Source organism: Weissella soli, from assembly GCF_001761545.1.
Classification (GTDB): Bacteria; Bacillota; Bacilli; order Lactobacillales; family Lactobacillaceae; genus Weissella; species Weissella soli.
Window position 1 is genome coordinate 1,089,719 of record NZ_CP017326.1, and the last position, 13,462, is coordinate 1,103,180.

The following is a 13,462-nucleotide window of genomic DNA, read 5'->3' on the forward strand; positions in this document are numbered from 1 at the left end:
TAAATTCAAATAACTCACGGCTGGTATTCACAAAAGCGACTTTGCTAAATAAAATGTCCCGATAACGCCAGCATTATCACCGTGTTCAACACCGACAATATAGTCCTCAACGGCAGGCGTTGGGAGATAATGAGCCATTTTTTCTGCAAACTTTTCGCGAATCAACGGTAGCAATACTGCCCGGTGAGGCACACCCCCACCAAAAATGACTTTTTCAGGTCGCAAGGTCATCGTATAATCCACCACTGCTTGGGCTAGGTAATCAGCCTCAATTTCCCAGGCTAAATGGTCATCTGGCAATTCTTTAGCTGAAATGCCCCACCGTTGCTCAATGGCTGGGCCAGAAGCAACGCCTTCTAAACATTGATTACCGTGAAAGACACAATAACCGGCATAAGTATCTTGGGGGTGCTGCCGAACAAAAATATGGCCCGCTTCTGGGTGACCCATACCAGCTAATAGCTGATCATTGACGATAATGCCAGCCCCAACACCGGTCCCGACCGTCAAATAAACTGCATTATGCACTGCTTTGGCAGCCCCACTCACGAACTCACCCCAACCAGCTCCGTTGACGTCCGTTGTCCAATAATAGGGAACATCTAACCATGCTGCCATCGCACCTAGAAAATTATAGTGCGACCACCCTGGCTTAGGTGTGTCTAAAACATAACCATAGGTTTGAGACGCATGATTCACATCAATTGGACCAAAAGCAGCAATGCCAATCGCCACAATATCGTCATACTGGTCAAACCAATTTTGGACATCTTTAATTGTTTTAGCTGGTTCTTGTGTTTTAAAACTGGCCCGTGCCAATACTATTTCAGGTTGCTCAACGTCAGCAACCGCCACCACAAACTTTGTGCCGCCAGCTTCAATTGCCCCTAATAATGCCATCCTCTTGCTCCTTAGAAATAACGTGCGGTCATGACAAACTGGCCGTCACCTGCAAAAACTTCTACAATATCCTGATCAATTACTAATTGCACCATTGCTAATGCACCTGTAATTTTACGTTCCTCCCATTGCTGAGATTCCCACTGGCGTCGTCGCATCGTCAATTGATCGCCGGTCCGCTCTATATACATTGTAGCACTCAACTTCAGTTGCCACGTGGTATCTTCCAGCTCCCAGAGCCCAACGCCCGTAATCTCGGTAGCCTCCACGCGCTTGAACGGTCCCAGTTCAGCCACCGGCTTTTGTAACAATTGCTTTGCCTGCAATGATACTTCACGTGGCAATGACAAGACATGTGCCCAGCCATCGGCAATCGTCGGCAATGTCTGTTCACGAGCTTCAGGCATCATACCTGACCAACCCCATAACAACGTCCGTCCAGCATGCGATACCGTTTGCGATGCATAAAACTCAAAACCATGATCAAGCTCTTCAAACGAACTTTGGACCGCAAATTTGGCCCGTTGGGCATCAAATTCACCGATTACATAACCCGTATTATGAATATTCTCCAATGTACCTGCTTTAGCAGTTAATCCTTGTGGTGAAAACATCAAGACGGCTTGTCCATCCATAAAAGCAATATCTGGACATTCAATCATGTAACCCCGTACTTCTGCTAATTGATCATCAATCAAGGAACCCCGAAAATCCCAATGATGCAAATCTGGCGAAGAATAAATGATGATATCCCCTGTTAAATCAAGCCGTTGGGCCCCCAACAGTAAGAAATACGTCTCATTTTGCTTAAAAATTTTAGGATCACGGACATGGCGCGTAAAGCCGGCCGGTTGGTCAAATAGCTTGCCTAATTTTGTGAAATGCACCCCATCCGTGGACACCGCTCCCATTTGATATGAGGCGATACTTTCACCTGCCTCATTGCGCACATTGCCAGTATAAAAAGCGTAAAGTTGGTCATCAACTACGATTGTACTTCCAGAGTAAATGCCTGATTGATCCTCTGGCAAACTCGGTACCAGTGCTTCAGGCAGACGATGCCAATTAACTAGGTCATCGCTGACAACGTGGCCCCACACCTTATACTTATGATCGGTTCCCCAGGGATTCCACTGGTAAAACACATGGTACTGATCTTTGAAATAGACCAAACCATTGGGATCATTTAAGAGACCATGGGTTGGATAAATATGAAATTCTTCAAACCGTTCCTCATCACCAACAATCATTATTTGTCTCCCTTAGTTGCTGCCAACAGGGTTTGTGCACGTTCGACTTCTTGACCAGCGACTAGCAAGACCTGATCAAATTCTGCTGTATTGGTAATAATTACCATCACGCGCGTATCCAAACCAGCTTGTTGAATTTTCTTTTTATCAAAGGTGCCTAATGTCTCGCCCACTTTGACCTTTTGGCCTTGGGTAACAACGCTGTTGAAGCCCTCCCCATTCAGCGAAACGGTATCGACACCGATGTGAACCAACACCTCGACGCCATCATCACTTAACAACCCATAAGCATGGGCCGTTGGATATGCAACGGTAACCGTACCAGTGACTGGTGCGACGACCTCATTTTCATTTGGTTCAATGGCAATCCCCTTACCCATGGCTTCGCTTGAAAAGACTGGATCATCCACATTTTTCAAATCATCGACATGTCCTGCAACCGGTGCATATACCAATTTGTCAGCGGTCGTTGGTGTATAACTAGGTTGCACATCAACTGTTGTATCAAAATGTTTTTTTCCATAAATGAATGTCGCGCTGAAAGCCAATGCAAAGGCAATCGCGATACTAATAAAGAAACCAATCCACTTCGCCGCTGGAATGGCAATAAAGCCAATCACACCAGCTGGGCCAAGTGAAGACGACAATACGTGGAAAAGACCGATCACTAACCCGGCAATCCCGGCTGAACCCAACGCAATGAAGAATGGGAACCTGTACTTCAAATTGACTCCAAACATCGCTGGCTCAGTGATGCCAAGCATCGCACTCGCACCAGCTGATGAGGCCAACGCACGAATCTTTTCATCCTTTTTTGCTAAGAAGAAGATAGCAAATGTGGCGGCCCCTTGGGCGACATTTGATACGGCCGCGATTGGGAAAATAAAATCACCACCTGTTTTAGCAATATCGGCCAATAGCGTTGTTTCAATCGCTGGGAAACTTTGATGTAAGCCAGTCACCACAATCGCTGAGTAAACACTACCAAAGATACCCATACCAAGGAACCCAGTTGTTTGATAAAGACCGACCAGACCATCAGTTAGGAAATTTGAAACTGTTCGTAGGACTGGTCCCACGATAATAAATGTCAAAAATCCGGTGATAATAATTGAGAGCATTGGTGTAAAGGTAAAATCAATCGCCCCCTTCAAACGCTTGTGGAAGAACTTTTCCAACGTGGCTAGAATCAGGGCCACACCAATCACTGGTAATACTTGTCCCTGGTAACCTGCTTGGGCCACATGTAGACCAAATACATCCCAAAATGGCATTTTGCCATCTGCAACTGTTTGCGAAACGTTATACCCGTTAATCAATGATGGCATCACTAACATCATTCCGGCTGCTGCACCCAAAATTTCACTACCACCGAACCGCTTAGTGGCTGTAAAACCAATCAGAATCGGTAGGAAAGCAAATGGTGCCGAGGCCATCAAATTGACCATTTCAGCCATGCCCGCAATTTGCGGATACATCTGAACAAGTGACTGGGCGCCGAATAAATCTTGCCCCGTTAAAATATTGTTCAAGGCCATCAACAAACCACCAGCGGTCATCGCTGGAATCAATGGCACGAAGATGTCTGATAGTATTTGAATCACTGCCATAACCGGATTCGTTTTAACACCTTGTTGGGCAGCGATTTCCTTAACTTCTGCAGGCGTCGCTGTTTGGACACCCGTTTCCTTCACATAGTAATCAAAGACCTTATCAACGTCACCAGGTCCGACAATAATTTGGAATTGACCATTGGCATCAAAGGTACCCTTCAAATCGGGATCACTATCCAACGCTGCTTGATCAATTTTGTCACGATCTTTAACAATCAAGCGCAACCGCGTCGCACAATGTGCTGCCGTTGCGACATTATTCTCCCCTAAAGCACGTGCAACGCGCTTTGCAACCTCTTCATGATTCATCCTAATACCCCACAGTACATGCTGTTATTGTTCACTTTGGAACCGGTTCCATTTACGGTTCATAAATATTGTAACCGCTTTCAAAAAAGGAGTCAATAAAAAAAACGAGCTAACTTGCTCGTTTCTCATCAACTCGTTTGTTTAATGACTAATTTCCCTCCGACGCGGACACTTTTGACTTTCGGATTCGTTTGTTGTTCCTTGAAAAGTTCATAAATTTCTTGCCCAACGCGGTAGTAATCAAAGGCAAAAGTAGTAATGTTTGGGGCAGCTAAATCACTAATCAACGTACCACCAAAGCCCAAAACTTTGGTCTCTTCTGGCACACGCCTGTGATCTGCTAAGAGGCTTTGCAAGGCTCCCGCTGCCATCAAATCAGTCATGGCAATAATGGCATCATAGTGGTTTGTGGCCAAAGCCTCGGCCGTTAGCTGCTTGGCTGAATTAAGTGAGAAATCAGCGTACACCGTATCGACGACGCCCGTCAACTGAAAGCGAGTTGCCTGGTAACGGATTTGACCAATCTCAAAATCCTTTAATGGATCGACGCTAATCATTAAGACACGGGCAGCGTTGGCCGCCAATTGGCCAATTTGGGCGCCTGCGAGACCATCATCAACGACCACTCGCGAAAATTCAGGCATATCTTGTCCCTGGATGACGACTGGTACGTCAAGCTCGGCAATCATCTTTTTGGTGGCATCACTTAAATTCGCCGCGAAAATGATTAAGCCACTTAAACGCAAGGTTTCAACTTGTTGAATCGCTTTTTGTACTGTCGCCTCAACTTGATAGGTATTCATGATCAAAAAGACATCATCTTGATTGGCATCATCTAGTCCATGTAACATCTCAGTTTGTGCATAGGAATCCAAGCGCGGTACAATCACACCAATTGTGCGTGTCGTCTGTTGTTTCAAACTTTGTGCAAAAACATTAGGTTGATAGCCAGCAGCATCAACAATGGCCTCAATCTTTGTCCGCGTCTTAGCTGAAACCGAGCCACCATTTAAAAAACGAGAAACCGTACTTTTTGCGACACCTGCACGTGTCGCAATATCTTGAATGGTGATTTTAGGCATAATTTTCCTCATTACTAAACTGTTAGAATACCGTAATCATAACAAACAGCAATGCCTAAATCAAACCAGCCCGGGCAATGCCTGGCCACCATTCAACATCTTTGACTAATTAAATCATTTCCAGATGCAAATCTTGTGGTTGTACCAACCCCTTCGCCAAGAGGATCCGATAACCAATGTGCGAGACTACGGCTGGAATGACCACGCCGACTACCACATAAGCCATAAACGCTGTGATATCTGTCGTGGCAACCGCCAATGGCACAATCAAACTATTCAACCCAATTCCCGCCATCGTAAAATTAGTGGTCAAGTGGAACACCAGTGTCCCGATTGGGGCGCCAATCGCAGCGCCAATCATTGGTGGTAGCAGTAAAATTGGGCGCTTAATCAAATTTGGAAATTGAATTTTTGGGGTCACCACCGCTTGGGCAATGGTCGTACCAATTTTATTTTCCTGATAAGACATCACTGGATACCCTGCATACACAGCGGCTGTTCCAATCATGATCGCACCAGCAACTTCTGGTGAAGTCACTCCAGTAGCCCCAATCGCAACTGATAAAGCAGCCGCTGAGGCAGGTGACATGGTCAACGCACCAAAAGTCATGGCGATCACGGCCGTCCCAATAATTGGACTAACAGCAATACTTGCAACAATCATTTTAGCAATCGCCACTAGAATTGGTGTGGTCAAGATAGCCAAGACATACCCAGACATCACCCCAACGAACACCGTTGCTGCTGGTACCAACACCATATCTAACGGCGTTTTACCAGTAATCCACTTACCAAATATCACGGCCACAATGGCCGCCGCCACTGCAGAGACCGGTTGCCCAGTTGTCATGACGCCTACACCTGCTGCTTGCGCTGATCCGTAACCCGTGGCAGTAATTCCTTGCGTCGCAGATTGGGTGAAAAAGACTGCATTGGCGCCAACTGTCGAAGCAGCCATCGCCGCAAACATGACCATCGTATTCGTTTTCATTTGTGAAGCGACAGCGGCACCAAAGGCAGCTGGTAGCAAAATCATCGTAATGGAACCCATTTGATACAGGGGCGCCCAATCAACCATCTTTGAAATCGATTGCATTAACAGTCCCATCCCCAACGTCACTAAAATAGCATTCGATACAGCTGCTGAAACATTATAAATCATTTCTTTATTGATATGTCTCTTCAGTGCGACCCCAACTTGTTGCGCAGTTTGCGTCTTCATTTGTACATCCATCTGCTCTTCCTCCCAATCAAAACAAAAAATGGACTAGTCCGATAGACTAGTCCATTTTAATGACATAAGTTACTCAACCACTCATGCATTTATGCTAGTCAACCGTTTTTTGGATAAAACGGCTGACAAAAATTTGGCCAACCGTTAGATTACAATAGCAATCCCAACAAGTTGCCCAACAACGCAATGTTTTGGTTATTCATTTGTGTTTTTTTCTGCATAATTGACATGTGTAATTCAGTCCCTTCTTTAACAATGAGATTATTATGGCATTATTCACCTTGAAATGCAATGTTTTTAATTTAATTCTTTTACTACATCGCTAATCGTCCGTTATTTTGCTATAATTTTCTCTATTGTTCATTTAAATAAAAGGGAGCGTCACATGTATAAATCACAATTCACACAAGCGCTACTTTTAGGAATTCTCGCCGCTCTGTTTTTCTCAGTCACTTTTATCCTCAATCAAGTGATGAACGTTGCTGGTAGTTATTGGCTCTGGAACGGCACCCTGCGTTATCTATGGATGTTACCGCTGTTATTATTATTACTGATGATACAACGTCAACCAATCAAACCGATCTACCGCGTCATAAAGTCAAATTTAGGTGCTTGGATACTCTGGAGCAATCTTGGCTTTGTTGGCTTCTACTTACCACTGGTTTTTGCCGCCGATTATTTACCAGGCTGGCTGGTGTCTAGTATCTGGCAACTGACCATCATCTTCGGCGTACTCACAAGCCCCCTGACCAAGATCCCGCAAATGATTGATGGGAAACCTCACCTGGTGCGGGCTAAAATTCCATTAGTTAGTCTGCCCTGGCTCGTCATCATTGCGATTGGGGTTGCGTTTACCGTTGTCGGTGAACATGGTCATGTGCGGCCCTGGGAACTGACCATCAGTTTACTGGCACTGACTTTTGCAGCCATTGCGTATCCTTTAGGTAATCGTAAAATTATGCCCCATGCCCAAACTCTAACTGGCGTGCAACGAGTGTTTGCGATGACACTATGCGCCTACCCGACTTTTTTAATGTTAAGTTTAATCGCCTTATTACAGGTCGGTCTGCCCTCGGCCGAGACCCTATTAAACACATTTTTTGTCGGCCTATCATCAGGTGTCATTGCAACGGTCCTGTTCTATAAAGCGACGAGTTTAGTGGCGCATGACATGCGCCTCCTCGCCCAAATAGAGGCCACCCAAGCTTTAGAAGTCGTATTTTCGGTAATCCTTAGTTTTATCTTTCTGGGGACCACTTTCTCAAATAGCTGGCAAATCTTAGGCTTAATTATTCTAATTTTTGGTGTCATCATGGTCAATCTACGTCGCTAAACTGTGTCACCTCACAAAAACACCGCCTAATTGCGTTCAATTAGGCGGTGTTTTTATGTTCATGACAGTCAATTAGATGACTTAATATTGTGGTCCACATGACCAGTGCAAATCATCAATTAGCGTAAGATTTCATTTTCTGTATGACCACCATTCGCCAACGTGACTGCGTCTGTCAAAGAAATTGCGACCATGTTTTTGATCGCCAAGTCCGTGTAAAAGGCAATATGTGGTGACATCAAGACATTACCACGTGCGATCAAACGTTGAATTTCAGCCGGCACTTCACTTGGTGCTTGTTTTTGCTCCATGAACTGGGTCTCATTCTCTGTCACATCAATGGCTAATCCAGCGATCTCACCAGATGCTAACGCTGCTTCAACAACTGCAATATCAAGCACACCACCACGAGACATATTCAAGACAAAGGCCCCGGTTTTTAATTTCTCAAAGAAAGCCGCATCCCCCAGGTGATGTGTTGATTCATTTAAGGGTGTGTGGAAGGAAACAACATCAGCTTGGGGTAGTGCCTCATCCAAACTGACATAGTCGACAAATGGTTCATTTTGGGCGTGATACACTGGATCCACCGCCAACACCCTCGCGCCTAACGCGTGTAACATCTGGGCAAAAGCCGTGCCAATGCGGCCAACACCAATCACGGCCACGGTCAATTCATGAATTTCACGCGTTTGACCAACCGTTTCCCACGTCCAGTCGCCTTGTTGAATAGCGCGTTCCACAATCTTAGTGCGCCGTAATAGGGCAAATAATTGGGTCAATGTAAACTCAGCAATTGCCCGTGGTGAATATCCCGGTACATTCGACAGCCGGATGCCGTGCTGTCGCGCTAAATCTATATCAAGGACATCATAACCAACCTGACGAATTGCAATTTGTTTGATACCATAACTGGCTAAAGTTTCATAAACATCAGGCGTCACCACCTTCGTTTGCTGCGTCACGACAGCATCAAACCCCTCAGCCAAGACAGCCGAACTTGTATTCAAAAAATCTGTCACCGGGTGCACTTCGTTACCAGTTTTGGCTGCCCACTCGCGGATATAAGGTAGTTCTTCTTCAACCAATGCATAAAAAATAATCTTCATCTCTTTGCTCCACCTTCAAAAAATATGCTTCTAACTATACCACAACTTTTATCATTTTTGTTTAATTTTTCTCTAATAAAATCATGAATTAAAAAAATATTTTAGCGCAGTTTAGTTGACCTCACCATCAAAATTGGGCTGTTAATCGCTGACCTTGTTGTTGCCCACGTGTGCCGGCCTATTTGACAAAATAAAAAACGCTATTTAAGAGCTGCTTGAAAACAGCTCTTAAATAGCGTGATTTGATGCTTTATTTTATTGTACTGTCACTGACTTGGCCAAGTTACGTGGTCGATCTACATTCAAACCACGTTGCAATGAAGCGTAGTAGGCCAATAGTTGTGTTGGCACAACTGTCAACAATGGTGACAATAATTCGTTAACATCTGGCAAGATGTAATCATCATCAGCCTTAGCCAATGACTTAGTCACAATGGTATAGGTCTTTGAACCACGGGCCGTTGTTTCTGACACATTACCACGAACCAAACCAGCCGTCTTTGATTGGGAAATAATCGCAAATACTGGCGTACCTTCTTCAATCAAAGCCAATGTACCGTGCTTTAATTCACCAGCAGCAAATCCTTCAGCCTGTACATATGAAATTTCTTTCAACTTCAAAGCGGCCTCCAAAGAAACTGATGAGTCGACCCCACGCCCAATGTAGAACGCGTTCTTAGCATCACCTAAGAAGTCAGCGGCTGCCTTTTCCAAGGTTGCCTTATCATCAACGATGGCCTGGATATCCACGGCAATTTCTGACAGATCTTTATGCAAGTTAAAGTCAACCCGGTCACCAGCAACGGCATAAGCGATAATCGCTTCCAAAGCCACTTGTGCGACATAGGCCTTTGTTGAAGCCACAGCAATTTCTGGACCGGCCAACAATGGCAAAGCATACGTTGCTTCACGCCATAACGTTGACTTTTCAACATTAGTTAATGTCAATGAGTGATAACCTTGCTCGTTAATGTTTTGCAAAACTTCACGTGAGTCAGCCGTTTCACCGGATTGCGTCAAAAAGATAAAGAATGGCTTGGCTGACAACAAAGGTTGCTCGTAAGCAAATTCTGATGAAATGTGCACTTCAGTTGGAATACCAGCCCATTGCTCAAACATCCGCGCACCCGCCAAACCAGCATGATATGATGTACCAGCTGCGATGATATACAAACGATCAGCAGCCTTGATTTCATCTAAGATGGCCCCACCGATGTGCACCCCATTTTCATCGAGGTACCGATCCAACAAATGCCGGATCACAATCGCCTGCTCATCGATTTCCTTCAACATGTAGAATGGGTAGGTTCCCTTGTCTGCTTCAGAAGCATCGATATCTACATGGAAAGGTTCACGAGTGAATTGCACAGCATTCTTGTCAAAGAAGTCAATCTTATCTTTACCAACGACAGCGATGTCACCATCATGCAATTCGATAAAATCGTGGGTCACTTCCAAGATACCAACGGCATCAGAAGTCACGACATTGCCTTGTTCTGACAAACCAACCAACATTGGTGACTTATTCTTGGCCACATAAATCAAGTCAGGGGCTTGACGGTCCATCAACAAGAAACCGTAAGCAGAATTTTGATCCAACTTAGAGATCATCATCCGCAAAGCATCAAAAGTTGAAAGGTGGTTTTCAGAAACAAACTTACTGATCAATTGCACAGCCACTTCGCTGTCAGTCTCAGACTTCAGCTCAACCCCTTGCAAGTATTCTTCCGTTAATTCTTTATAGTTTTCGATCACACCATTGTGTACCAAGTAGAAACGGCCGTCAGCTGACAAATGTGGGTGAGCATTTTCAACGCTAACCCCACCATGAGTGGCCCAACGCGTGTGCGCAATCCCGGCAGTTCCGGCAAAGTCTTGCCCATCTTGCGCCAAAGCAGCCCGCAAATTGTCGACACCACCAGTAACTTTTTCTAGATAATCTTGGTCACCGTTGTTCAAATAAACGCCGGCTGAGTCGTAGCCACGATACTCAAGCTTTTGTAATCCATCCAACAATTGTGGCAAAACTTGGTTCACCCCTGTAAATCCGACAATTCCGCAATAAAACATTTGATAACCTCTTCTAGCACCACACCAAATTGGTATAGCTATAACTTATTTATTTTAATTGATAACAAATACTATTATAGTGTACTAAAAAAGCGCGTCAACATAAATGACACGCTTTTTATTTAAAATTGGTATGAATTGGTATAGATTAACGGAAACGTTCAGCAAATTGCTTTTGCCAGATGGCTTCAATCGCCTCGTTATGGAAAGCCTCCACCGTCTCACCGTGTTGGTAACTATCCAAGCCCTTTTCTTCAACCTCATCTTCGACCCGTAATGGGATGAAAATATTGACCAATTTCGCAATGACATAGGTGACAACAACCACGAAAACCAATGTGATCAAGATACCTAAGGTTTGGTTCCAGACTAATGACCAGTTGCCTTCTAAGCCACCCTTAACACCAGCATTAGCTTTTGTAGCGAAGACACCGGTTAAGATACCACCAACGATGCCACCAATCCCGTGAATACCAAAGGCATCCAAGGTATCATCATAACCGAAGAATGACTTAACCCAGGTCGTACCGAAGTAGACCAAAACTGAAACCACAACCCCCATGATTGCTGCAGCCCCCGGATTAACATACCCGGCAGCTGGTGTGATGGCGACCAACCCAGCCACACCACCAGACATCAGACCTGAAACTTTGACCTTCTTTTCAATTAATTGATCCACTAACATCCAAGTAATCATTGCCGCGCCGGCCGCAATGTTAGTGTTGACAAAAGCCAAGACGGCTTGTCCATTTGCCTGTAAGGCTGAGCCGGCGTTAAACCCAAACCAACCAAACCAGAGTAACCCACCACCCAGTACGATCGCGGTTGGGCGATGTGCTTGTAGTTCCTCCATGTGTGTCCGCTTGCCTAACATCAGCGCCAATACCAAGGCGGAAACTCCAGATGAGATGTGCACGACATCCCCACCCGCAAAGTCCAAGGCACCCAATTGGGCAATCAAACCACCCCCCCAGACCATATGTGCTAATGGTACGTAAACGAATAATAGCCATAAAATCAAGAACACGAAGAAAGCCTTAAAATTCATCCGACTCACGACGCCCCCCGCAATGATCGCCATAGTGATCATTGGGAACATCCCTTGGAACAAAGCAAACGCACCATCAGGAATTTTTAAGCCCATCGTGCTTTTGAACATCGGCACGTTATTGAAAAATGCATGCTGCAAATTGCCAATAATCAGGCCATCACCACTAAATGCCAATGAGTATCCCACTACAAACCAGACTACAGCACCAACTGCGATGGCGATTAATACCATTGCAAATGTGTTAATCATACTCTTAGGATTTGTAAAACCACCATAAAACAAGGCCAATCCAGGAACCATCAACCAAACTAATGCGGCGGAAATCATCACCCATCCAATACTTGCAGCGTCCATACCAATTCCTCCAAAAAACTTGTATTTCAATATGTTTACTAGTTTATCCCAATAAACCAATGAAACAGCGAGTTATGTTATGAAACCTCACATACATTAGCGTTTTTTATTGATAGTTCGTAATTTAATTACAAAATAAGGTATTGATGTTTTAATTGTTCGTCATTTGACCACATCACAACAAAAAATCATTCGGCGATTGTCGAATGATGCTTTATTGATTACTTTTTGCCGCTTGCGTGAGATAGTTCTGAAGCCCCATCGGCACCTTCTTGGCAATATACTTCTGATACTTAGCTGATCTGATATAGCTAAAATCTTTAGCACTATTGATGTACCCATTTTCAAGTAAGACCGCAGGGACGGTATTATGATGGATCACCCAAAAATCACCGACCTCGACACCTTTATTCGTGATGGGCATCGCCGGTTTCATGACGTTATTAATGTTTTGCGCCAAGCTTTTCGAACCATTGCCAGCATTGTAATAGTAGGCGGTATAGCCACTAGCTTCGTTATTTTCGGGTGCAGAATCAAAATGGAATGAGATAAACAAATCCGCTTGCTTTTGTTCAGCTATTTTAGGAATTTTCGATAAATAGACAATGTGATCTGTCGACCGGGTCATGATCACGTGTGTCCCGTAGTCCTTCTCTAAAACTGTCTTGACCCGCTGAGCTAATTGCAAGGTATAGTTTTTTTCAAAGTGTTTCTGATCAATCGAGAGCGCCCCTGAGTCAGAACCACCGTGCCCTGGGTCCAGGACAACCGTTGCCTCTGATAAGCTTCCCATATACTTGACTGGCGTCTTACGGTTCAACAACCAACTTGGTGCCCAACCGGTTGTTTCATCCTCCCGCCGGACCTGTACCCAGCCATGTGACCGCTTTAAAATATTCAGGTGTTCGCCTCGTTTTAATACCCCAACTTCAGCGTATTTGATACCAGCACCCGTTCGAATCGTGATATTTGGAATTTGGACGGTACTTTGTTGTTTAACCAATAAGACAATCGTAAAACTGATTGCAACACTTAGCATGCCAACAGTGATGGCTAGCGGCACCCAAAAATGCATGACCCACTGCCACATAATTTGTATTAAGCGTTTCATCACGACCCCCACATCATCAATAACTAAAAGACAGTGACAATGTCAC

At 44.7% G+C, this 13,462-nt stretch carries 10 protein-coding genes; 1 reads left to right on the top strand and 9 read right to left on the bottom strand.

Features of this window, described 5'->3' with window-relative positions; genetic code table 11:
* Positions 1 to 27 precede the first annotated feature (27 nt).
* The 5 genes from WSWS_RS05220 to WSWS_RS05240 all read right to left on the bottom strand — a co-directional run bounded on the left by WSWS_RS05220 (position 28) and on the right by WSWS_RS05240 (position 6,376).
* Positions 28 to 900: an ROK family protein gene (locus WSWS_RS05220; RefSeq protein ID WP_070230295.1), complete on the bottom strand. Its 873-nt coding sequence runs from the start codon at positions 898 to 900 to the stop codon at positions 28 to 30.
* A gap of 11 nt (positions 901 to 911) precedes the next feature.
* Positions 912 to 2,153, bottom strand: a complete 1,242-nt coding sequence (locus WSWS_RS05225) for a glycoside hydrolase family 32 protein (protein ID WP_070230296.1) — start codon at positions 2,151 to 2,153, stop codon at positions 912 to 914.
* Positions 2,150 to 4,072, bottom strand: coding sequence for a sucrose-specific PTS transporter subunit IIBC (locus WSWS_RS05230; RefSeq protein ID WP_070230297.1), 1,923 nt, complete (start codon positions 4,070 to 4,072; stop codon positions 2,150 to 2,152). The genes WSWS_RS05225 and WSWS_RS05230 overlap by 4 nt, the downstream gene beginning before the upstream one ends.
* Positions 4,073 to 4,200: 128 nt before the next feature.
* Complete coding sequence (locus WSWS_RS05235) at positions 4,201 to 5,154, bottom strand: LacI family DNA-binding transcriptional regulator (protein WP_070230298.1); 954 nt, start codon at positions 5,152 to 5,154, stop codon at positions 4,201 to 4,203.
* A 109-nt stretch (positions 5,155 to 5,263) separates the two neighbouring features.
* Entirely contained in the window at positions 5,264 to 6,376 is a 1,113-nt protein-coding gene (locus tag WSWS_RS05240) for a PTS sugar transporter subunit IIC (protein WP_070230829.1), read from the bottom strand.
* Positions 6,377 to 6,773: 397 nt separating this feature from the next.
* On the opposite strand from WSWS_RS05240, the gene WSWS_RS05245 reads away from it, so the two are divergent.
* The gene (locus tag WSWS_RS05245; RefSeq protein WP_070230299.1) at positions 6,774 to 7,721 is read left to right on the top strand and encodes a multidrug resistance efflux transporter family protein; all 948 of its coding nucleotides are present in this window, start codon (positions 6,774 to 6,776) and stop codon (positions 7,719 to 7,721) included.
* Between the two features lie 119 nt (positions 7,722 to 7,840).
* On the opposite strand, the gene WSWS_RS05250 is transcribed toward WSWS_RS05245, so the two are convergent.
* The 4 genes from WSWS_RS05250 to WSWS_RS05265 all read right to left on the bottom strand — a co-directional run bounded on the left by WSWS_RS05250 (position 7,841) and on the right by WSWS_RS05265 (position 13,416).
* A complete protein-coding gene (locus WSWS_RS05250) occupies positions 7,841 to 8,830 on the bottom strand; it encodes a D-2-hydroxyacid dehydrogenase (protein WP_070230300.1) in 990 nt (329 codons plus the stop codon).
* A 255-nt stretch (positions 8,831 to 9,085) separates the two neighbouring features.
* On the bottom strand, positions 9,086 to 10,900 hold the full coding sequence (glmS, locus tag WSWS_RS05255; RefSeq protein WP_070230301.1) for a glutamine--fructose-6-phosphate transaminase (isomerizing): 1,815 nt from the start codon (positions 10,898 to 10,900) through the stop codon (positions 9,086 to 9,088).
* Positions 10,901 to 11,048: 148 nt separating this feature from the next.
* Positions 11,049 to 12,305: an ammonium transporter gene (locus WSWS_RS05260; RefSeq protein ID WP_070230302.1), complete on the bottom strand. Its 1,257-nt coding sequence runs from the start codon at positions 12,303 to 12,305 to the stop codon at positions 11,049 to 11,051.
* A 214-nt stretch (positions 12,306 to 12,519) separates the two neighbouring features.
* Complete coding sequence (locus tag WSWS_RS05265) at positions 12,520 to 13,416, bottom strand: N-acetylmuramoyl-L-alanine amidase (RefSeq protein WP_181777837.1); 897 nt, start codon at positions 13,414 to 13,416, stop codon at positions 12,520 to 12,522.
* Between the last annotated feature and the right edge of the window lie 46 nt (positions 13,417 to 13,462).